The organism is Neisseria shayeganii (assembly GCF_014054965.1).
Taxonomy (GTDB): domain Bacteria; phylum Pseudomonadota; class Gammaproteobacteria; order Burkholderiales; family Neisseriaceae; genus Eikenella; species Eikenella shayeganii.
Genome location: NZ_CP059567.1, coordinates 1,496,192 through 1,516,964, shown reverse-complemented (window position 1 = coordinate 1,516,964; position 20,773 = coordinate 1,496,192). Strand labels below are relative to the sequence as shown.

Genomic DNA, 20,773 nt, shown 5'->3' with positions numbered 1-20,773 from the left:
CCGCCAAAGGATTCCGACCATGGACAAAAAATACCTCGACATTCTCGTCTGCCCGCTGACCAAGGGCGCGCTTGAATACCACGCCGACAAACAAGAGCTGTGGAGCCGTCAGGCCAAGCTGGCCTATCCCATCCGCGACGGCATTCCCACCATGCTGGAAAACGAAGCCCGTCCCTTGAGCGAAGAAGAGCTGCAGGCATGAGCGGCTTCAGCGTCATCATTCCCGCCCGCCTGGCTTCCTCCAGGCTACCTGAAAAGGCGTTGGCCGATTTGGGCGGCAAACCCATGGTGGTGCGGGTGGCCGAACGGGCGCAGTTAAGCGCCGCCGGCCGCATTTGGGTGGCCACCGACCACCCCGATATTGCCGCTGCCTGCGAACGCCACGGCGTGGCGGCGGTGATGACCGATGCCCGACACGACAGCGGCACCACCCGCTTGGCCGAAGCGGTGCAGTTATTAGGCCTGCCCGATGACGAAATCGTGGTCAATGTGCAGGGCGACGAGCCGCTGATCGATCCCGAACTGATTAACCGCACGGCCGATCTGCTGGCGGCATCCTCCGCACCGATGGCCACCGCCGCGCACCCGATTGCCGAGGTGGCCGAGTTTCTGAACCCCAATTGCGTGAAAGTGGTGCTCAATCGACAGCAGCAGGCGCTGTATTTCAGCCGTGCGCCGATTGCCTATCCGCGCGATGCCTTTGCCGGCGGCCAAAAGGCGCTGCCCGCAGGATATGCACCGCTGCGCCACATCGGCCTGTATGCTTACCGCACCGCTTTTCTCAAGCAGTATGCCGCGTTGGCGCCTTCGCCGCTGGAGGGCATCGAGTCTTTGGAGCAACTGCGCGTGTTGTGGCACGGCCATGCCATTGCGGTGGCGATCACCGAACAGGCACCGGCGGCCGGGGTCGACACGCCGGAGGATTTGCAGCGGGTGGCGGCTTATTTTGCTTGATCAGATTCAGGCTACCTGACAAGCGTGCTGCTGAGTGCTTATCTGGCACAAACAGCCGAAACTTGGCCAAGTTTCGGCTGTTTTGTTTGGCTTAATCGCTTGGTTTGCAGAACGATAGAATAAAGCGGAATATGTGTTGGCAGGCAGGGTCAATCGGCGGCATGGGCGTAGAGGCTACCTGAAAAAGTTTCAGGCTACCTGAAATGAGGCGGGTGTTTTCAGGTAGCCTTGGATGCAAAAAAACGCCCCGCAGATCATTGCGGGGCGTTTGCTGTGTCAGCTTATTTACCGCCGACGGAAATTTCCTGCCACAGGCGCACGCTCAGGCGTTTGGCGTTGTCGCTCATTTGCGGCATCACGAAGCCGTTTTTCATGTCTTCGCTGTTGGGGAAGATGGAGCGGGTGGCCACGATGGCGGGGTCCATTTTCTCGCGCGCCGGTTTGCTGGCGGGGGCAAAGGTAACGAAGTTGCCGTTTTTGGCCGCCACTTCGGGGTCCAGCGTCCAGTTAATGTATTTGTGGGCGTTTTCCAGGTTGCGGGCGTCTTTCGGAATCAGCCAGGATTCGATCCAGAAGCCCATGCCAGGAGGCGTCAGCACTTCGATGTTGACGCCGTTTTTGGCTTCTTCGGCACGGGTTTTGGCGATGTTCAGGTCGCCGCCGTTGCCGGCGGTCAGGCACACTTCGCCGCGGGCCAGCTCGTCGATGACGGCGGGGCTGAAGCGTTTCACGTCGGGACGGATGGCGCGCAGCACGTCGGCGGCGGCTTTGATGTCGTCGGCGGAGGCGCCGGCCGGGTCTTTACCCAGGTAGTTCAGCACGATGGGGAACATTTCGCTGGGGGTGTCCCACAGGGAGATGCCGCATTGTTTGAGCTGGTTGGTGTATTCGGGTTTGAACAGCAGGTCCCATTCGTTTTCTGGCAGCTGGCCGCCGAGGATTTCGCGGGCTTTGTCGGTGATCGCCAAGGTGTTGATGCCGGAGAAGTAGGGCACGGCGTATTTATTGCCCGGGTCGGCGGTTTCCATCATTTTCAGGAGTTCGGGGTCGATGTTGGCGTAGTTGGGAATGAGGTCTTTATTGACGGGCTGATAGGCGCCGGCCTGGATTTGGCGTGGCAGGAACGCGATGCCGGGCACCACCAGGTCGTAGCCGGTGCTGCCGGAAAGCACTTTGCCTTCCAAGGTTTCGTTGTTTTCGTAGTAGTCGTAATTGACTTTGATGCGGTTTTGCTCGGCAAAGTCTTTTACCGTGCTTTCATCTACGTAGTTCGACCAGTTGTAGATGTTGAGGGTGCCGCCGGCGGTGTCATCGGCGGCTGCCGTTTCGGATGCGGCGGGCGTGGGGACGGATGCGGCGGATGCGGCATCGCTGTTTTGCGGGGCCTGATTGCTCTGGCCGCCGCAGGCGCTTAAAAACAGACCGAATAAGGCGCTGAATAAAAGGCTTTTTTTCATTATGTTTGCAGTTCCTGTCAAGACATGGGTCGGTTGGCAAAAACGGCAGGGTTTCCCCGGCCGCAAAAAAGTCGCGCATTTTAAAGAATCGCGCTTTAATTGGCAATGTCGGCTGGACAAGGGGGGGCGATGCGGGCACAATAAGCGCCGCTGTCTGCGGCCTGGGCGCCGGCATTACCGGGCCGGTGCGGTGTAAGGGGCGGGCGGCGGATTCCCGATATGCAAGTTTTATTAAGCGATTCCGAAAAACGATAAGGCGACGGCACCACTGCGTCTTAAAAACCCGTTTTTTAATTTTAGGAGGACAGTATGCCGCAAATGTTGATTCAGGTAGCCGGCATGGCGAACAAAACCGATGCCGACCGTTTGGTGGCCAAGGGTGAAACCGTAGCCGGCGTGAAAATGGTGAATGCCAACCATGAAGACGGCCGCGTGGTGATTACCCATGGCGAGGGTTTCGATGTGGAAGCCTTTAAAGCCGCGTTGAACGGGGAAGGTTTTTCTGCCTGAACCGCCGTTCGTTAGATGATGCCACAGCCCCTGCGGGGGCTGTTTTTATTGGTTTGGGAAAGTTTGAGAAATCGGTTCGTGGTGTTCAGGTAGCCTGAGATTTTGCTGCGGCTTGATCATTGCTTGCCGGTGTCAGTCGAATAAATCCGCTTGTCCGGCTGCCTGCGGCGCCACCCGGGCTTCGGTTGCGCCGTGTGCGAAGCGGATGTGCAGCATTTGCCCGGGGCGCAGGCGGTGGGCGTCGCGCACCACTTTGCCGTGGCGGTCGCTGACCACGCTGTAGCCGCGGGCCAAAATGTGTTGCGGCGAGAGGGCGCTTAAGAGCGCCTGCTGTTCCTGCAAGCTGGCGAGTCGTTGTTGCAGCAGGGTGGCAAACTGGTGTTTCAGCTGCTGCTGTTGGCGGACTAGCTGTTGGTGGGCAGATTCGGGGGCGGGGCGGTACAGTCGGTGCACATTCGCCAAATAGGCAAGTTTTTCCTGTCGGCCCTGCCAATGGCGGCGGGCGGCCTGCTGCAGCTGGTTGCGGCAATTTTGCAGCCAGATGCGCTGCTCCTGAATTTGCTGCCGCGGATGGCGCAGGCGTTGCGCGGCCCAATCCAGTTTTTGCGCGGCATCGGCATAGCGACGCAGCAGCATCTGCTGCTGTTGGCGGCGGATGTGGGCGAGCCGGTTGATGAGCTCCAAACGGTTGGGGCTGACCAGTTCGGCGGCGGCGGTGGGCGTGGGGGCGCGCAGGTCGGCGGCGAAATCGGTGAGGGTGAAGTCGGTTTCGTGGCCGACGCCGCTGACAATCGGAATCGGGCTGGCGGCCACGGCGCGCACGGCAGCTTCTTCGTTAAACGCCCACAAGTCTTCGATGCTGCCGCCGCCGCGGCAAACAATCAACACATCCGCCGCGCCGTGGCGGGCGGCCGCTTCGATGGCTGCGGCTACCTGAAACTCGCTGCCCGCGCCCTGCACGGCGGTGGGGTACACCACCACGGGAATGGCGGGGGCGCGCCGCCGCAGAGTGGAGACCACGTCGCGCAAAGCGGCGGCGGCCAGGCTGGTCACGATGCCGATGCACTGCGGATGGGCGGGCAGCGGCCGTTTTTTGGCGGGGTCAAACAGCCCTTCGGCTTGCAGGCGCTGTTTCAGCCGCTCGTAGGCTTCAAACAGCTGCCCCAAGCCTTTGTGGCGCACGTCGCTGACGTTGATTTGAAATTCGCCGCGCGCTTCGTAAAGCGTGATGCGGCCGCTCAACTCGATGTGGTCGCCTTCTTTTAAAGGCGCGGCCAGGCGTTGGGCGGCGTATTTGAACAGGGTGCAGCGCACCTGCGCCTGCTGGTCTTTGAGCGAGAAATAATAATGGCCGCTGGCCGCTTTGGTGAGGTTGGACACTTCACCGGCAATCCACAGCCCGAACAGGTGTTGTTCCAGCAGATTTTTGGCCAGGGCATTGAGTTCGGAAACCGAGAGGGCGGCGGGGGCGGACAGTTCGGGCATGGCGGGCGGGGTAGGGCAAAAAGCCGGCATTATAGCCGAGCTTGGGCGGGTGCAAAGATTTGCGCTGCCACTGTTCGCTACCGCGGCTTTCAGGTAGCCTGAGGCGTCGGCTTTGCGTTAGAATACACCCCTTTCCATCATACGGCCGCCCGCTTGCCTAAGCCGGGCGGCAAGCTTTCATTCCAGCCAGAGCCGATCATGAGCGAAACCCGCCAAAACCTGATTGAATTTCCTACTGATTTCCCGATTAAAGTCATGGGCGCGCAGCATCCCGAATTTGCCGCCACTATTTTGAATGTGGTGCGCGAACACGCCCCCGACACCGAGGAAAAACACCTCAACACCCGCGACAGCAGCAAGGGCAACTACCTCAGCTGCACCGTGACCATCCGCGCCGAAAGCCAGGAGCAGCTCGACAATCTCTACCGCGCTCTCACTGCCCATCCGATGGTGAAAGTGGTGCTGTAGTGAAAACCGTCACTCTGGGCCTGGCCGACTACGAGCCGGTCTTCCACGCCATGGAAGCGTTTACCGCGGCGCGCACCGCAGCCACCGAAGACGAATTGTGGGTGGTGGAGCACCCGCCGGTGTTCACCCAAGGCATGGCCGGCAAGGCTGAGCACCTCTTGGCCGCCAGCGAGATTCCGGTGGTCAAAGTGGACCGCGGCGGCCAGATTACCTACCACGGCCCCGGCCAGCTGGTGGTGTATACGCTTATCGACTTCAAACGCCGCCGCATCAGCGTGCGCGATTTGGTGAGCCGTTTGGAAAACGCCATCATCGCCACCCTCGCCGACTACGGCATCGCCGCTGCCGCCGACCCGCAACGCCCCGGCGTGTATGTGGCCGGCCGCAAAATCGCCTCTCTCGGGCTGCGCATCAAACACGGCGCGGTGTATCACGGCTTGGCGCTGAATGTGAACATGGATTTGGCGCCGTTTCGCCAAATCAACCCCTGCGGCTATGCCGGCATGGAAATGGTGCAGATGGCCGACTTGTTGCCCGCCGCCCCCGCTCTTGACGAAGTGGCGGCCAAGCTGACCGCGCACCTGACACAACAATTACAGGCTACCTGAAACGCCGTGCGATGGCGTTCAGGTAGCCTATTTGAGAAACCTGTTTGAGAAAGCCGAGCCATGCGTTTTGCCCTGATTTCCGATATCCACGGCAATTTGCCCGCCTTGGAGGCGGTGTGTGCCGATATCCGCAGCCAAGGCTGCGATGTGATTGCCAATTTGGGCGACTGTCTGTCCGGCCCCTTGTGGCCCTTGGAAACCGCCCGTTTCCTGATGGCGCAGGACTGGCCGACCATTGCCGGCAATCACGAACGGCAACTGTTGACCCTGCCGCCGCAGCGGCAGAATCTGTCCGACCGCTTTGCCGCCGCTGCCCTGGGCGAAGCCGAGCGTGCCTGGCTGGCCGCCTTGCCGCCGCAGCGGTATTTGCGTGATGACGTACTGCTGTGCCACGGCACGCCGCACAGCGATGTGCACTATCTGACGGAAGACATCTGCGACGGCCAAACGGTATTGGCGGCCGCCGGCGTGATTCGCGAGCGCCTAGCCGGTGTGCGGGTGTCCCTGCTGGCCTGCGGCCATACCCATATTCCGCGCAGCCTGCATGTGGACGGCTGCCAAATAGTGAATCCCGGCAGCGTCGGTTTGCCCGCTTATGACGACGACCATCCGCCGCACCGGGTGGAAAACGGCTCGCCGCACGCCCGCTATGCGCTGGTGGCGCAGTCGGCACAGGGTTGGACGGTGGCGCTCCACAGCGTGCCCTACGACCATCGGGCCGCAGCGGCCAAAGCGCAACAAGAAAACCGCCCCGATTGGGCGCACGCCCTGCAATACGGCTATTTGCCGGCTGCCTGAGCCATACCGCCACACACATGAATCCACACCATCCAACGAGACTGTTATGAGCACCGAACCCGCCAAGCCCCTCGACAACGCCCAAGGCGTGAAGCACAAAGGCGCCGCCAAAACCGCGCGCATTCCGATTAAGGTGGTGCCGCTGGAAGAAAAGCTGAAAAAGCCCGAGTGGATCCGCGCCAAGCTGCCCACCGGCAAGAAGTTTTTCGAAATCAAAAACATCTTGCGCGACCAAAAAATGCACACCGTGTGCGAAGAGGCCAGCTGCCCCAATATCGGCGAGTGTTTCAGCAAGGGCACGGCCACCTTTATGATCATGGGCGACATCTGCACCCGCCGCTGCCCCTTCTGCGACGTCGGCCACGGCCGCCCCAATCCGCTGGATCCCGACGAGCCGAAAAACCTGGCCGAGAGCGTGGCGGCGATGAAGCTGCGCTATGTGGTGATCACGTCGGTGGACCGCGACGATTTGCGCGACGGCGGCGCCCAGCATTTTGCCGACTGCATCAACGCCATCCGCGAACGCAGCCCCGATACCAAAATCGAGATTCTGGTGCCCGATTTCCGCGGCCGCCTCGATATTGCCTTGGACATCCTGGCCAAAAACCCGCCCGATGTGATGAACCACAATCTGGAAACCCACCCGCGCCTCTACAAACAGGCGCGCCCCGGCTCCGACTACCAACATTCGCTGGATTTGCTTAAGCGCTACAAAGCCATGGTGCCGCAGGTGCCGACCAAGTCCGGCATCATGGTGGGGCTGGGCGAAACCGATGAGGAAGTGCGCGAAATCATGCGCGATATGCGCGCGCACGACATCGAAATGATTACCGTCGGCCAGTATCTGCAGCCGTCCAACGGCCATTTGCCGGTGCTGCGCTATGTGACGCCGGCGCAGTTTAAGGAATTCGAACAGGAAGCCTACGCCATGGGCTTTACCAACGCCGCCATCGGCGCCATGGTGCGCAGCTCCTACCATGCCGACGTGCAGGCGGAAGAAGCGTTGAAAGAAAGTGTGAATTTCAACGATAAATGAAACTGTACATTGCTATCTGGTATTCTACCTGTATAGCCCCAGACTTTGAGGGTTCAATTTTCTTCCCTGAATATGTTTCAAATTTTGGTACAGGAATAGGTACATACGGCCAATTAACAGCAGCTTCTGACTCTATCATTTTGGAAGCTAAAAACCCAAAGTGTAAAAAATAAACAGAGAAAAACACCTTCTGTTTCATTTGAAATAATGAGAGCTGCTATAGTCTATTTTACTGAAAAATAATAAGATAAAAATCTGAAAGCAAAAAATATTAAACATACCAGTATATTACTTCTCTAACTACAGGTCAAAGTTGTCAATAGTCGTATTTGGATTCAAAAAATAAATAGAATAAAAGGTTCTAATTGCACAAATTGAAATTCAACAAGATTTTTCTGGTTGATTGAATTTGAAATGAGAGAGAACAAGTTTTTAACATTGGTTATGATATATATTTTAGATTCAATATCTAATGCTGCCATGAAAAAATTCATCTCAGGCCTGTGAAGCACAGTTGCCTAGTATTGAAGAGATATGCTTTATCCATCAAATCTGCTCAAAAATTTCCAGTTAAAATATTCTGGAGCCATTTTTGTCAAAATTAAGTTATAAATACTAAAATGAAACTCAAAAAAATATCTTTTGATGAAAAAGGATTTCGTAAGTTAAAAAATATTGAAATTCCCATTGCTCCGTATATTACTGCGATTGCAGGGCATAATGGTATTGGAAAATCTACTATATTAGGTCTGATTGCTAACTGCTCTGGGCTTTCTAAAGGGGAGAAAAGTTTTTTCGGGAAAGTATTTCAATCTAATTTTCAAGAAGCTTTCCATTTGGATTATTTTCAAGATTATGAAAATTATACGAATGGGACTAGAAAAGCAGATACGCCTAAGGTTACTGTTCAATATTACGTCGAGACAAATCAAAATGGTAGTTTTATTGAACTCAATAAGATATGTACAGTAAGTATACAAAAACATGCCATCAAAGATAGGCTATATAAAAATCATATGATTAAGGTATCAGAAGATAAGCATACCGATCCAAATCATGCTCTTGATTTAGAAGACATTGATGATAATTCGCTATCTTCAACTTCTGAGTCAATGATTAATATTTGGCGGTTACGTATTATTCCACGAACGCAGCTACTATTTAGCAACCCAGAAATTGAAGCGTTGGATGAAAAGCTTAAAGGAGCTGGTAAAATGCCAATTCCTACCCTGTACTTGGGAATGAGTAGAATGACGCCCATCGGTGAGTTTGATGCAGAACTTATCGATAAAAAAACCATTAGAAAAATGGATGAAGAAGACAAAAAATTTATTGTTAATTCTTTTAAAGATGTGTTATATTTCGATGAATCTGATAATGAAATTACATCTCACTCATTTGCGAGCTCCAAAAAAAGCTCATATCTTCCTTCTTTTCAACATCACTCTTTTACAGTTTCGCTGGGGCAAGATTCGCTGAGTTCAATAGTGACTGCCTTAGCTTCATTCAATTATTTGAAAAGAACTTCCCCTCAAACTTACAGTGGAGGTATTTTGGTAATTGATGAGGTTGATGCTGGATTGCACCCTAGAGCACAAGAAAAATTGATAAATTTACTTCATGTACAAGCTAGGAAGCTTAATCTTCAAATTATCTTAACCACGCATTCGTTAACCGTTATTAAGACTATCTTATCCAAAAATGAACATCCAGGAGATAAGGTGAATGATGTTGTGTACTTGCAAGACTCAAGCTTTCCTAGGCTTATGGAAAATCCTACATATACAAAAATTAAAAATGATATGCTTGTGTTAGCTCCTTTTGAAGATAAGCTAGAAAAAATAAAGCTTTATTTTGAGGATGATGAAGCATTATTTTTCTTTAAACAAATATTAAAATACAAAAATATCATTCATAATACAGACTACTTTGGGAAAGAGCTGGAGCTGATTAGTTTAAGTGTTGGATGTGATATTTTATTAAAGCTGCATAAGGGAGATCCATATTTTCAAAGTGTTATTTTAATTCCAGATAATGATGTTTTCTCTGGCGAAGCCAATCGAAAAATAATTGAAGATAATCCAAATATATGTCCATTACCGAATGACTCCATCTTTACTGACAATACAAAATCTACTGAGCGCAGCCCAGAGATGATTCTGTATCATTTCTTGCAAAGAAAACTTGAGGGGCGTGACGATGACTTCTGGAAACGAATGCCTGGAGTCTATACAAGCGATTATGTCAGAGATAGAGTCATGACTTTGGCGTTGAATTCTAATCGGGATCAAAATAAGAAGTGGTTTAAAGATAATGTGAATTTTATTGAAAAAAGTGGCATCATCGTAAAGTGGTGTGAAGAAAATGTAATACAAGTGGATATATTTTTAGAGAAGCTTATTGAAGCAGTAAATATTGTTTCATGTTCTAAAAGCTACCATCAAAATCAGCTGGCTAAATAGATCGGTTTATTTTATACTTAACAAGTAAGTAGATAGTAAATAAAGGTTTTTCGGTGGCTGGACATTCAAATCCTCTTACCCCTCTACGTTACCCTGGAGGAAAAGGAGCTTTTGCACCTTTCGTAAGGGCTGTAATGGATGTCAACAATCTAACGGGAGGGCATTATCTTGAGCCTTTCGCTGGTGGATGTGGTGTGGCTTTAGATTTACTTTTCAATGGATATTGCTCTGATATCCATATTAATGATTTGGATTTAGCTATTTATAACTTTTGGGACTCTATTACGAACGATTCAGAAAATTTTCTAGCACTTTTGTATGATGTGCCACTATCTATTGAAGAATGGGAAAAACAAAAAATCATATTGAAGTATCCAGAAGAACATTCTTCATTGGCTCATGGGTTTGCTGCTTTTTATCTAAATAGAACCAACCGATCAGGTATTTTAAAAGCTGGGGTAATTGGAGGAAAAAGTCAAAATGGAACTTATAAATTAGATGCCCGATTCAATAAAGAACGATTGTCCAAATTAATTATTCGCATTGCGCAATATGCAAACCATATCCACATATACAATGAAGATGCTTTATCATTGCTGAAAAAAGTAAATACTTTATTGCCAGAGAAATCACTTATTTATCTGGATCCGCCATATTATGTAAAGGGGCAAGGGCTATATAGGAACTTTTATAATCATAATGACCATGTAAATATTTGTGATGCTTTAGGTTCTGTAGATCGAAAATGGATAGTCTCTTATGATAATTGCTCCGAAATAAAAAAAATCTATAAGAAATACAGGCAAGATGATTACTTCTTGACCTATTGTGCATACAATAAGGTAAAAGGGTCGGAGGTCATGATTTATGGAGATAATATAAATATTCCAGAAAAGAGATTATTAATTAAAAAGTAAATCTCAGAAATTATTAAGAAATATATTATTGGGGCTGAAGTAGATTAGCAGTCATGCTAGGCGCCAAAATGAAGATAACATACTGTAAGTTAAAGAATATTCTCTAAAAATTGCTTGAATATTTTGTATTGGAAGGCACCACACGTTCTGCTGCCGATATCTTGAGTATTCAGCCCAATACGGCCATTCTCTATTTACCGCAAAATCAGTCTTGTTATCAGCCATCATTTGGCTTTGGAAGCAGATCAGGTTTATGAGCACGCCATGGAATTGGATGAAAGCTATTTCGGCGGTAAACGTAAAGGAAGGCGTGGTAGGGAGCAGCAGGTCAAGTGGTGGGTTTCGGTATCTTTAAACGTGGGGGGCAAGGTTTATACAGTTGTAGTGAATTAATGCCAAAAAGGAAAGCTTATTTCCTTTTATTAAAAGGAAATCACTCCTGATAGCGTGGTTTATACGAACTGTTAGAGTAGTTACGATGTGTTGGATATCAGCGGTTTTACCATCATTTGCTGACCGGCAAAACCATATCAACAGTATTGAGAATTTTTGGAATCAGGCAAAATGTGTCTTGCTTAAATACAACGGAGCCGACCGAAAATCTTTCCCTCTGCTCTTGAAAGAATGCGAGTTTCGCTTTAACTTCGGGATCAAAGCAGCAGTTAAAAATTCTGCGGTTTTGGTGTGATATTTAGGGCTAATCTATTTTAGCCCTTTTACCAATGTAATTCACAGAAAGCCAAACTGCTTGATGCGGTGTTTTCAGGTAGCCCGAGACCTTTGCAAACCCCCAGATGTGGATGCAGTTCAAGGCGTAGCAGCGCAGCGAACGCAGACATATCATCTAGATAGGCAAGCGAACAAGCAGCGCACAACGCAGAAATGCGCCGCAGATGGGGGTTTGCAAAGGTCTCAGGCTACCTGAACGTATTTTCCCATTTAGGTAACCCGTATGCCCGATCACGCCTTGCTGCACAAGCTGTCGGCTTTTTTATCGCCGCACGAAATCGCTGCCGATGCCGAAGCGCTGCTCACCGACCAACGCCGCCGCTATACCGGCCAGGCCGCGGCGGTGCTGCTGCCCGACAGCGTGGCGCAGGTGCAGCGCATTGTGCGTTTCTGCGCCGAACACCGCATTCCCATCACCCCGCAGGGCGGCAACACCGGCCTGTGCGGCGGGGCGGTGCCGCAGGGCGGGGTGCTACTCAACCTGAGCCGCTTAAACCGCATCCGCCGCGTGAATGTGGCCGATAACGCCATCACGGTGGAGGCCGGCGCGGTGCTGCAGACGGTGCAGCAAGCGGCGGCGGCGGCCGGGCGGCTGTTTCCGCTCAGTCTGGCCAGCGAAGGCTCCTGCCAAATCGGCGGCAACATCGCCACCAATGCCGGCGGCCTGAATGTGCTGCGCTACGGCAGCATGCGCGATTTGGTGTTGGGCTTGGAAGTGGTGCTGCCTGACGGCGAATTGGTGTCGCATTTGGCGCCGCTGCACAAAAACACCACCGGCTACGATCTGCGCCATCTGTTTATCGGCAGCGAAGGCACGCTGGGCGTGATTACCGCGGCCACGCTGAAGCTGTTTGCCCGTCCGCAAAGCACGGCCACGGCCTGGGTGGGCGTGGACAGTATCGAAGCGGCGGTGGCGCTCTTAACCCTGATGCAAGGGCAGTTTGCCGAGCGCCTGTGCAGTTTTGAGCTGCTCAGCGCGTGGGCGCTGGAGTTGTCGGCCTGTTACAGCGGTATGCAGACGCCCTTGGCCGCCGAATGGCATGTGCTGCTGGAGTTGAACGACAGCCTGCCGGCGCGGGACTTGGACGGCAGCCTGGCCGAATGCCTGATGCAGAACGGATTTGACAATGCGGTGCTGGCGCAGTCGGGCAGCGAACGGCAGATGCTGTGGCGGTTGCGGGAAAACGTGTCGGCCGCGCAGCGCGATTTGGGCGCCAGCATCAAGCACGACATTGCGGTGCCGATTGCGCGGGTGGCCGAATGGGTGCGCCAAACCGGCGCAGCGCTGGAAGCGGCCTTCCCCGGCATCCAAATCGTGGTGTTCGGCCATCTGGGCGACGGCAGCCTGCATTACAACATCTTCCTGCCCAGTGTGCTGGATCAAGAAGTGTACCGTTACGAGGCGGCGGTGAACGAAGTGGTGTACCGCCACACGCTGGCCTGCGAGGGCACGATTGCCGCCGAACACGGCATCGGCCAGGTGAAAAACCACTGGCTGCCGCAGGTGCGTACGCCGGCCGAAATCGCCCTGATGCGGGCGGTGAAGGCGCAGCTGGATCCGCACCAATTGATGAATCCGGGCAAGTTGTTGCCGCCGATGTAAGCCGGGCTACCTGAACAGGCGCATGGTGCGTTTCAGGTAGCCTGTATCAACTGAGGAATCGAATGAAAACACTGCAAGACTGGCTGGGCCATCTGGAAAACGCCTACACCGGCGGGGTGGCGCACAGCAACGGCGTCATCGACATGGGGCTGGAGCGGGTAGGCGCGGTGAAAGAGAAAATGGGGCTCAAGCCCGCCTGCCCGGTGGTGGTGGTGGCCGGCACCAACGGCAAAGGCTCGGTGTGCGCTTTTCTCGCCCGCATTTATACCGAAGCCGGCTTCAAAACCGGCGTGCTCACCAGCCCGCACATTTTGCGTTACAACGAGCGCATCCGCATCGATACCCGGCCCGTGGCCGACGAGGCGATTACCGCCGCTTTCGAGCGCATCGAAGCGGCGCGCGGCGACATCCCGCTCACTTATTTCGAGTTCAACACGCTGGCGGCGGTGGATATTTTCTGCCGCGAACAGGTGGAGGTGATGATTTTGGAAGTCGGCCTCGGCGGGCGTTTGGACGCGGTTAACGTGTTCGATGCCGATGTGGCGGCGGTGACTTCGGTGGATTTGGATCACCAGGCTTTTTTGGGCGACACGGTGGAGCAGGTGGCGTTTGAGAAAGCCGGCGTGTTCCGTGCCGGTAAACCCGCCGTGTGCGCCCAGCATCCGCCGCCCGAATCGCTGCGCCGCCACGCCGAAGACATCGGCGCCGATCTGCTGCTGGTGGGGCGCGACTATGGTTTTAGCCGCTTGGAGCAGCAACAATGGTCATTTCACTGGCATCCGCAACAGAGTGCCTGGTTTTCAGGTAGCCGCAACCGCAACGCCCTGCCGCTGCCGGCGTTGCGCGGCGCCTATCAGCTCAACAACGCGGCCTGTGCGCTGGCGGTGTTGGAATGCCTCAACAGCCGGCTGCCGGTGGACATCGGCGCCATCAAGCGCGGCTTGCTGACGGTGGTGAACCCCGGCCGCTTCCAAGTGCTGCCCGGCCGCCCGCTGACCATCCTGGACGTCGGCCACAACCCCCATGCTGCGCGGGCGATGCGGCAGAGTCTGATGGCGCTGCCGTTTGCCGAAAAACGGCTGGCGGTGTTCAGCATGCTGGGCGATAAAGATTTGGCCGGCGTGGTGTCGCTCTTGAAAGACCAGTTCGACGAATGGCTGGTGGCCCCTTTGGCCATGCCGCGCGGCCTCAGCGCCGAAGCGCTGCAGGAAAGGCTGGCGGCTGCCGGTGTGGAGAATGTGCGCCGGTTTCCCGATGTGGCTTCGGCCTACCGCGCGGCTTTATCCGAGGCCGGGGAAAATGATAGAATCGCCGCATTTGGTTCGTTTCACACGGTAGCGGAAATCATGGCCCTGCTGCCGCCACAGGAATAGCTTATGCCGCCCCAATACAACCCCCGCCTGCGCCGCTTGGAAGAATACGAGCAGATGAAGCGCAAAAACCGCCGCCGCTTGGTGGGCGCTTTGCTGATGGCCGGCATTGCCGCCCTGCTGCTGGCCAAAGTGTTGGGCGGCAGTGAAAACACCGATGCGCCGGGCAGCATTACAGTGAGCGACGGGGGCACAGAAGTGTCTCCGCCGGCTGTTCAGGTGGCCCCGGCGGATGCCGAAGAAGCGGCGGCGCGTTCCGAAAGCGAAACCGTCGGGGAAGCGACCGAAGCCGCCGTGCCGGTGCCGCCTGCGGACAGCGAAGAGCAAGACGAAGGCAAACAGACCCGGGTAACCGTGTTGCCCAATCCGCTGACCAGCAAAACAGCGCCGGTTCCGCCGGAAAGCAAACCGGCGCCCGCCCCGCGCGAAGCGGCCAAGCCGGCCGATGCACCGCCTGCCAAAGCGCCTGTTTCGCGCGAGGAAAGCGCGGCGGCGCCGGCCAAAACGGAACCGCCGAAGTCCGAATCTCCCCAACCTGCCGCCCAGCCAACGCCCAAGCCGGCCGAAAGCCGTGCCGCCCGCCCGCCGAGCCCGCAGCAGGGGGAAGAAGGCCGCCGTCAGAATGCCGCCAAACCGGCGGGTGAGCGCGAGCGCCGTCAACAGGCGGAGTCTCCCGCCCGCCGTCCGGCGCCAACCGCTTCAGGTAGCCCCGATCGCCGCGAACCGTCGAAGAACAGCCGGTCCGGTTTGAGCCCGGAAGAAATTTTGAACAACCGCGCCGCCCGCCAAGCCGAATCCGGCCGTTCGGACCCGCAAGACATCCTCAACGGCCGCAGCGAGCCGCGCCGCACCGTGATCCAAGTGGGCGCCTACACCAGCGAAGAGCAGGCGCGGGCGGTGCAGAAACGCTTGGCCGATGCCGGCGTGAGCGCCTATGTGGCGCCTTCCGAAAGCAACGGCAACCGGCTTTACCGCGTGCGCACCGGCTCTTACCCTTCTGCCGTCGCCGCCAATCAGGCCTTGGGCAAGATTAAAGCGCAGGGCTTGGACGGCATGCTGTTGGAACGCTGATGACGCTGTTTGACTATTTGGCCTTGGGTACGGTGGCCGCTTTCACCCTGATTTCCCTGTTTCGCGGCGTGTTGCACGAATTGGTGGGGCTGCTGTCTTGGGTGGCGGCCTTTATTGCGGCCCGCTTCTTGGCCGTGCCGGTGGCCGATACCGGGTTGCGCAGCATCGAGCCGCCTGCGCTGGCGGTGGTGGCTGCTTTTATTTTGGTCTTTTTGGCGGTCCGCCTCGGCATGATGCTGTTGCAGTCGGTGCTGTCTGCCGCCGTGCGGGCAGTCGGCCTGGACGGTGCCAACCGCCTGCTGGGCGCGGCGTTCGGCGCGCTAAAAGGTGTGTTGGCGGTAACCGTGGCGGTGTTGGCCTGTGCTTTCACCGAGCTGCCGCAAAGCCCTGAATGGCGCGATTCGCAAACCGCCTTTGTTTTTGAAGGTTTGGCCAGCTTGGCCGTGCCTTATCTGCCGCCTTTCGTGGCCGAGCAGATCCACTATCAGCCTTTATCGACGGAGTAAGTTTATTATGTGTGGTGTTTTGGGTATGGTGGCTTTCGAGCCGGTCAACCAGTTGCTCTACGACGGTCTGCAGGTGCTGCAGCACCGCGGGCAGGATGCGGCCGGCATCGTAACCGCCGAGGGCAGCATGTTCCATATGCATAAAGGCAAGGGGATGGTGCGCGACGTATTCCGCACCCGCAATATGCGCGACCTCACCGGCCATGCCGGCATCGCCCATGTGCGTTATCCCACCGCCGGCAATGCCGGTAACGATGCCGAAGCGCAGCCGTTTTACGTGAGCTCGCCCTTCGGCATTGTTTTGGCCCACAACGGCAACCTCACCAACACCGAAGAGCTGTATCAAAACCTGTGCCACCGTCACCTGCGCCACATCAACACCGGCTCCGATTCCGAAGTGCTGCTCAATGTGCTGGCGCACGAGCTGCGCCAAGCGGTGCAGGGTCGTGCCACCTTGAGCGTGGACAATATTTTCGACGCCGTCGCCAGCCTGCACCGCCAAGTGCGCGGCGCTTACGGCGTGGTGGCGCTGATTGCGGGCTACGGCATGCTGGCCTTCCGCGACCCCAACGGCATCCGCCCCTTGGTGTTGGGCAAACACACCGATGCCGACCAGCGCACCGCCTATGTGGTGTCGTCCGAGTCGGTGGCTTTCCCCAGCTTGGGTTTCGAGCTGGAGCGCGACATTGCGCCCGGCGAAGCGGTGTTTGTCGGCTTCGACGGCAGTTTCCACAGCCGCCAATGCGCCGAGCGCCCGTGCTTACTGCCCTGTTTGTTTGAATACGTGTATTTCGCCCGCCCCGATTCGGTGGTGGACGGCGTATCGGTGTACCAGTCGCGTTTGAATATGGGCGTGACGCTGGCGGAAAAAGTCAAGCGCAGCCTGAATTTGGATGAAATCGACGTGGTGATGCCGATTCCGGATACTAGCCGCCCCAGCGCCATGCAGCTGGCCCACCATTTGGGCAAACCTTATCGCGAAGGCCTGATCAAAAACCGCTACATCGGCCGCACCTTCATCATGCCGGGCCAGGCCACGCGCAAAAAGTCTGTGCGTCAGAAACTCAACCCCATGGAATACGAATTTGCCGGCAAATCGGTGCTGTTGGTGGACGATTCCATTGTGCGCGGCACCACCAGTCGCGAGATTGTGGAAATGGTGCGGGCGGCCGGCGCGAAAAAAGTCTATTTCGCCTCCGCCGCGCCCGAGGTGCGGTACCCCAATGTGTACGGCATCGACATGCCCACCCGTGCCGAACTGATTGCTAATGGCCGCACCGCCGAGCAGATCGCCGCCGAAATCGAAGCCGACGGCGTGGTGTTTCAGGATTTGGCCGATTTGGAAAACGTGATCCGCGAATTGAACCCCGCCATCGAAGGATTCGATTCTTCCTGCTTCAACGGCTGCTACGCCACCGGCGACATCGATGAAGCCTATCTGCAACGCCTCTCCAACGGCAAAAACCAAACCGGCATCCGCGCCGGCTTGGTGGAGCACAGCGTGTTGGGCCAAAGCCGCGGCGAGGAATAAACGCTGCCCGTATCCACAGGCTACCTGAAAGCGGTTTACCGCTTTCAGGTCGAGGCCTTTGCAAAACCTCCAGATGTGGATGCAGTTCAAGGCGTAGCAGCGCAGCGAGTGTGAACGTCAGGAATCCCTGTGGGACAGACATATCATCTAGATAGGCAAGCGAGCGAGCAGTACCCATAGGGCATAAACGCACAACGCAGAAATGCGCCGCAGATGGGGGTTTTGCAAAGGTCTCAGGCCGGCAAAGCCGGCCTTGATATATGTTTTCGCTCAGCCTGCTTTTTTCACGGATATTATGACGCCTTACCAATACTGCGAAGACAAAGCCGCCGCCAGCGGCTCCAGTTTTCTGGCCGGCTTCCGCTTCCTCAATGCCGACAAACGCTGCGCGATGACGGTGCTCTATGCCTATTGCCGCGAGCTGGATGACGTGGCCGACGATTGCTCTGATGCCCATGTGGCGGCGCAGACGCTGGCTTGGTGGCGGCAGGATCTGGCCAAAGCCTTTCATGCGGATGGCGTGCCCGAACACCCCGTGCATCAGGCTTTGCGGATGGAAGCGCCGAAATACGGGCTACCTGAAAGCGAATTGGCCGCCGTCATCGACGGCATGGAAATGGATGTGCAGCCGCGCCGTTACGCCGATTTTGCCGCGCTCGCGGAATACTGCCACTGCGTGGCGGGCGTGGTCGGCCGGCTGATTGCGCGCATTTTGGGTTTCCGCGATCCGGCGGTATTGGCCTATGCCGACAAAATGGGCCTGGCCCTGCAGCTGACCAACATCATCCGCGACGTGGGCGAAGACGCCGCCATGGGTCGGCTGTATCTGCCGGTGGAAGATTTGCAGCGCTTCAAAGTGCCGGCGGCCGACATCCTGCAGCGCCGCGCGGGCCCTCAGTTTGCCGAACTGATGGCTTTTCAGGTAGCCCGTGCGCGGGAAACGTACCGCGAAGCCGTGCGCCTGCTGCCGGCGGCAGAACGCAAAAACCAGCGTGCCGGCCTCATTATGGCGGCGATTTATTACGCGCTGCTGAACGAAATCGAGCGCGACGGCGCCGCCAATGTGCTGCGCTACAAGCTGGCGATTCCCAAACCGCGCAAAATCCGTTTGGCATTGAAAACCTGGCTCATGGGGTTCCAACCGTGAAACGCAAACCGAATATCGCCGTTATCGGTGCCGGCTGGGCCGGTTTGGCGGCGGCCGAGCAGTTGTGCGGCCGCGCCGAAGTCACCGTATTCGAAGCCGGCAAAACCGCCGGCGGCCGCGCCCGTGCGCTGGCCGGCGAAGGCAGCGGCTTTGCCCGCCTGGACAACGGGCAGCATATTTTGCTCGGTGCCTACCGTCAGGTGCTAGCCCTGCTGGCGCGCTGCGGCGTGGCTGAAGAAGATGCTTTTCTGCGTTTGCCGATGCAGTGGCGGATGCACGGCGGCCTCTCTTTCGCCGCCAAAAACCTGCCGGCTCCGTTTCATCTCTTGGCCGGCGTGCTGACGGCCAAAGGCGCGGGGCAGGGCGGCCGGTTGGCTTTGCTGCGCCAGATGCGTGCGCTGCAAAGTTATTCGGCGCCGCCCGACATGAGCGTGGCGGCCTGGCTGCGACAGCAGCAGGTGTCGCGCCATTTGTGGCAGATGTTCTGGCAGCCCTTGGTTTGGGGCGCGATGAACACCGATTTGGAGCAGGCCGCTTTGTGGCGTTTGCAGAATGTGCTGCGCGACGGCGTGTGGCACAGTAAAACCGGCAGCGATATGCTGCTGCCGCGGCGCGATTTGGGCAGCCTTTTGGTGGCACCCTTGTGCCGCCGTTTGGCCAAACACGGCGTGCGCCTGCGGCTGCAAACCCGGGTCGGTGCGCCGGAAATCGGCCTTTCAGGTAGCCTGAAGCTGGCCGGCGAAACCTTTGATGCGGTGGTGGTGGCGGCTGCGCCTTATCATGCGCCTGCCCTGCTGCCCGCAGGTACGCCGGCCGAGGTGCATGATGCCTTGTCGCAGCTGCGCTATCACGCCATCACCACCGTTTATCTGCGTTATGCGCAGGCGCCGAAGCTGCCCGCGCCGATGACCGGCTTGGCCGAGGGTACCGCGCAATGGCTGATCGACCGCCACGCCCTGGGCATGGGTTGGCACGAGTTGTCGGCGGTGATTTCGTTGTCGGAACAGCACGGCGCGCTCAGCCGCGAACAATGGATAGAACGGGTGCACCGCGATGTGCTGCGCGTTTGTCCCGATTTGGGCGAACCGCTGGCCGGCTTTGCGCTGACCGAAAAACGCGCCACGTCCGCCGCCGTTGTCTCCGCACTCGCCGTTCCGCAGGCCTGGTTGCGGCAGCAGCGCGTTTATCTGGCCGGCGATTATCTGCACCCGCGCTATCCGGCCACGCTGGAAGCGGCCGTGCAAAGCGGCGAACAGGCCGCGGCCCTGTTGATGGCCGATTGGGCGCGTTTGGGCCCGGCAATGTTATGATGCTGCCCTAAGGTCTCAGCCTGTCCGGCACCACCCTGTTTTCACTGAATTCCCTACCGTAGCGAGAAAACCCGTTTATGAAACTGCAAAACAAAGTGATTCTGGTCACCGGCGCTTCGCAAGGCATCGGCGCCGAAGCCGCCCGTGCTTGCGCCGCCGAAGGCGCCACCGTGGTGCTGGTGGCCCGCCATCAGAAAAAGCTGGAAAAAGTTTACGACGAAATCGTGGCCGCCGGCTGGCCGGAGCCTTATGCCGTGGTGTTCGACCTGCTGACTGCGGAAGAAAAAGAATTTGCCCAGCTGGCCGCCACCGTAGCCGAAGCCACCGGCCGCCGCTTGGACGGCATCATCCACAGTGCCGCCTATTTTTACGCCCTCTCGCCGCTGGATTTCCAAACCGTGGCCGAATGGGTCAACCAATACCGCATCAACACCGTTGCGCCCATGGGCCTGACCCGCGCCTTCCTGCCGCTTTTGCAGGCTTCCGAAGACGCTTCCGTGGTGTTTGTGGGCGAGAGCCACAGTGAAACCCCACAGGCTTATTGGGGCGGCTTCGGCGCCTCCAAAGCGGCATTGAATTATTTGTGCAAAGTGGTGGCCGACGAATGGTCGCGCTTTCCCAATATGCGCGCCAATGTGCTGATTCCCGGCGCCGTCAACTCCCCGCAGCGCCTGAAAACCCATCCCGGCGAAGCCAACAGCGAACGCCGCAAACTCAGCGACATCGCGCCGGCTTTCGTGTATTGGCAGAGCGCGGAAAGCAAAGGCCGCAGCGGCGAAATCGTGTATCTGTAAGCGGTTTTCCGGCCACA

At 56.4% G+C, this 20,773-nt stretch carries 19 protein-coding genes and 2 pseudogenes; 18 read left to right on the top strand and 3 right to left on the bottom strand.

What is annotated here, in order from left to right:
• Positions 1-19: 19 nt before the first annotated feature.
• Positions 20-202 carry a Trm112 family protein gene (locus H3L94_RS07350; RefSeq protein WP_040660107.1) on the top strand — a complete coding sequence of 61 codons (183 nt, stop codon included), beginning with the start codon at positions 20-22 and terminating at the stop codon, positions 200-202.
• Complete coding sequence (gene kdsB / locus H3L94_RS07345) at positions 199-954, top strand: 3-deoxy-manno-octulosonate cytidylyltransferase (protein ID WP_182121486.1); 756 nt, start codon at positions 199-201, stop codon at positions 952-954. The genes H3L94_RS07350 and kdsB overlap by 4 nt, the downstream gene beginning before the upstream one ends.
• 281 nt (positions 955-1,235) lie before the next feature.
• On the opposite strand, the gene H3L94_RS07340 is transcribed toward kdsB, so the two are convergent.
• Entirely contained in the window at positions 1,236-2,411 is a 1,176-nt protein-coding gene (locus H3L94_RS07340) for an extracellular solute-binding protein (protein ID WP_182121485.1), read from the bottom strand.
• 309 nt (positions 2,412-2,720) lie between these two features.
• Here H3L94_RS07340 and H3L94_RS07335 point away from each other — a divergent pair, with 309 nt between their 5' ends.
• The gene (locus H3L94_RS07335; RefSeq protein ID WP_009119303.1) at positions 2,721-2,921 is read left to right on the top strand and encodes a hypothetical protein; all 201 of its coding nucleotides are present in this window, start codon (positions 2,721-2,723) and stop codon (positions 2,919-2,921) included.
• 132 nt (positions 2,922-3,053) lie between these two features.
• On the opposite strand, the gene xseA is transcribed toward H3L94_RS07335, so the two are convergent.
• Positions 3,054-4,406 (bottom strand): exodeoxyribonuclease VII large subunit, encoded by a 1,353-nt coding sequence (gene xseA / locus H3L94_RS07330; protein WP_182123130.1) that lies wholly within the window; start codon positions 4,404-4,406, stop codon positions 3,054-3,056.
• Positions 4,407-4,604: 198 nt separating this feature from the next.
• On the opposite strand from xseA, the gene H3L94_RS07325 reads away from it, so the two are divergent.
• From H3L94_RS07325 to purF, 12 genes and pseudogenes are all read left to right on the top strand, one after another.
• Entirely contained in the window at positions 4,605-4,874 is a 270-nt protein-coding gene (locus tag H3L94_RS07325) for an HP0495 family protein (RefSeq protein ID WP_182121484.1), read from the top strand.
• On the top strand, positions 4,874-5,482 hold the full coding sequence (lipB, locus tag H3L94_RS07320; RefSeq protein WP_182121483.1) for a lipoyl(octanoyl) transferase LipB: 609 nt from the start codon (positions 4,874-4,876) through the stop codon (positions 5,480-5,482). The genes H3L94_RS07325 and lipB overlap by 1 nt, the downstream gene beginning before the upstream one ends.
• Positions 5,483-5,542: 60 nt before the next feature.
• Positions 5,543-6,280 carry a metallophosphoesterase family protein gene (locus H3L94_RS07315; protein WP_182121482.1) on the top strand — a complete coding sequence of 246 codons (738 nt, stop codon included), beginning with the start codon at positions 5,543-5,545 and terminating at the stop codon, positions 6,278-6,280.
• Positions 6,281-6,326: 46 nt separating this feature from the next.
• The gene (gene lipA / locus H3L94_RS07310) at positions 6,327-7,316 is read left to right on the top strand and encodes a lipoyl synthase (protein ID WP_182121481.1); all 990 of its coding nucleotides are present in this window, start codon (positions 6,327-6,329) and stop codon (positions 7,314-7,316) included.
• Between the two features lie 620 nt (positions 7,317-7,936).
• The gene (locus H3L94_RS07305; protein ID WP_182121480.1) at positions 7,937-9,778 is read left to right on the top strand and encodes an ATP-binding protein; all 1,842 of its coding nucleotides are present in this window, start codon (positions 7,937-7,939) and stop codon (positions 9,776-9,778) included.
• A 53-nt stretch (positions 9,779-9,831) separates the two neighbouring features.
• Positions 9,832-10,695, top strand: a complete 864-nt coding sequence (locus H3L94_RS07300; RefSeq protein ID WP_182121479.1) for a DNA adenine methylase — start codon at positions 9,832-9,834, stop codon at positions 10,693-10,695.
• A gap of 110 nt (positions 10,696-10,805) precedes the next feature.
• Positions 10,806-11,390: pseudogene (locus H3L94_RS07295) on the top strand (IS1595 family transposase).
• 257 nt (positions 11,391-11,647) lie between these two features.
• A complete protein-coding gene (locus H3L94_RS07290; protein WP_182121478.1) occupies positions 11,648-13,027 on the top strand; it encodes an FAD-binding oxidoreductase in 1,380 nt (459 codons plus the stop codon).
• A 62-nt stretch (positions 13,028-13,089) separates the two neighbouring features.
• The gene (gene folC, locus H3L94_RS07285; RefSeq protein WP_182121477.1) at positions 13,090-14,400 is read left to right on the top strand and encodes a bifunctional tetrahydrofolate synthase/dihydrofolate synthase; all 1,311 of its coding nucleotides are present in this window, start codon (positions 13,090-13,092) and stop codon (positions 14,398-14,400) included.
• Positions 14,401-14,403: 3 nt separating this feature from the next.
• On the top strand, positions 14,404-15,468 hold the full coding sequence (locus tag H3L94_RS07280) for an SPOR domain-containing protein (RefSeq protein ID WP_182121476.1): 1,065 nt from the start codon (positions 14,404-14,406) through the stop codon (positions 15,466-15,468).
• Entirely contained in the window at positions 15,468-15,974 is a 507-nt protein-coding gene (locus H3L94_RS07275) for a CvpA family protein (protein ID WP_182121475.1), read from the top strand. Before H3L94_RS07280 ends, H3L94_RS07275 begins: the two co-directional genes overlap by 1 nt.
• 7 nt (positions 15,975-15,981) lie before the next feature.
• Positions 15,982-17,505 (top strand): amidophosphoribosyltransferase, encoded by a 1,524-nt coding sequence (gene purF / locus H3L94_RS07270; protein WP_182121474.1) that lies wholly within the window; start codon positions 15,982-15,984, stop codon positions 17,503-17,505.
• A 46-nt stretch (positions 17,506-17,551) separates the two neighbouring features.
• Here purF and H3L94_RS12510 read toward each other — a convergent pair.
• Positions 17,552-17,733 (bottom strand): annotated as a pseudogene (locus H3L94_RS12510) (two-component sensor histidine kinase); the annotation flags it as partial.
• A 67-nt stretch (positions 17,734-17,800) separates the two neighbouring features.
• Here H3L94_RS12510 and hpnD point away from each other — a divergent pair.
• From hpnD to H3L94_RS07255, 3 genes are all read left to right on the top strand, one after another.
• Positions 17,801-18,652 (top strand): presqualene diphosphate synthase HpnD, encoded by an 852-nt coding sequence (gene hpnD, locus H3L94_RS07265; RefSeq protein WP_182121473.1) that lies wholly within the window; start codon positions 17,801-17,803, stop codon positions 18,650-18,652.
• On the top strand, positions 18,649-19,962 hold the full coding sequence (hpnE, locus tag H3L94_RS07260; RefSeq protein ID WP_182121472.1) for a hydroxysqualene dehydroxylase HpnE: 1,314 nt from the start codon (positions 18,649-18,651) through the stop codon (positions 19,960-19,962). Before hpnD ends, hpnE begins: the two co-directional genes overlap by 4 nt.
• Positions 19,963-20,039: 77 nt before the next feature.
• Positions 20,040-20,756: an SDR family oxidoreductase gene (locus H3L94_RS07255; RefSeq protein WP_009119288.1), complete on the top strand. Its 717-nt coding sequence runs from the start codon at positions 20,040-20,042 to the stop codon at positions 20,754-20,756.
• The last annotated feature ends 17 nt before the right edge of the window (positions 20,757-20,773 follow it).

Excerpts from the sequence above, each read along its gene's own strand:
- H3L94_RS07335 (WP_009119303.1), top strand. The coding sequence starts at position 2,721 with ATGCCGCAAATGTTGATTCAGGTAGCCGGCATGGCGAACAAAACCGAT.
- folC (WP_182121477.1), top strand. The coding sequence starts at position 13,090 with ATGAAAACACTGCAAGACTGGCTGGGCCATCTGGAAAACGCCTACACC.
- lipA (WP_182121481.1), top strand. The coding sequence starts at position 6,327 with ATGAGCACCGAACCCGCCAAGCCCCTCGACAACGCCCAAGGCGTGAAG.
- xseA (WP_182123130.1), bottom strand. The coding sequence starts at position 4,406 with ATGCCCGAACTGTCCGCCCCCGCCGCCCTCTCGGTTTCCGAACTCAAT.
- H3L94_RS07315 (WP_182121482.1), top strand. The coding sequence starts at position 5,543 with ATGCGTTTTGCCCTGATTTCCGATATCCACGGCAATTTGCCCGCCTTG.
- purF (WP_182121474.1), top strand. The coding sequence starts at position 15,982 with ATGTGTGGTGTTTTGGGTATGGTGGCTTTCGAGCCGGTCAACCAGTTG.
- H3L94_RS07280 (WP_182121476.1), top strand. The coding sequence starts at position 14,404 with ATGCCGCCCCAATACAACCCCCGCCTGCGCCGCTTGGAAGAATACGAG.
- H3L94_RS07305 (WP_182121480.1), top strand. The coding sequence starts at position 7,937 with ATGAAACTCAAAAAAATATCTTTTGATGAAAAAGGATTTCGTAAGTTA.
- H3L94_RS07255 (WP_009119288.1), top strand. The coding sequence starts at position 20,040 with ATGAAACTGCAAAACAAAGTGATTCTGGTCACCGGCGCTTCGCAAGGC.
- hpnD (WP_182121473.1), top strand. The coding sequence starts at position 17,801 with ATGACGCCTTACCAATACTGCGAAGACAAAGCCGCCGCCAGCGGCTCC.
- H3L94_RS07275 (WP_182121475.1), top strand. The coding sequence starts at position 15,468 with ATGACGCTGTTTGACTATTTGGCCTTGGGTACGGTGGCCGCTTTCACC.
- kdsB (WP_182121486.1), top strand. The coding sequence starts at position 199 with ATGAGCGGCTTCAGCGTCATCATTCCCGCCCGCCTGGCTTCCTCCAGG.
- H3L94_RS07340 (WP_182121485.1), bottom strand. The coding sequence starts at position 2,411 with ATGAAAAAAAGCCTTTTATTCAGCGCCTTATTCGGTCTGTTTTTAAGC.
- H3L94_RS07350 (WP_040660107.1), top strand. The coding sequence starts at position 20 with ATGGACAAAAAATACCTCGACATTCTCGTCTGCCCGCTGACCAAGGGC.
- H3L94_RS07325 (WP_182121484.1), top strand. The coding sequence starts at position 4,605 with ATGAGCGAAACCCGCCAAAACCTGATTGAATTTCCTACTGATTTCCCG.
- H3L94_RS07290 (WP_182121478.1), top strand. The coding sequence starts at position 11,648 with ATGCCCGATCACGCCTTGCTGCACAAGCTGTCGGCTTTTTTATCGCCG.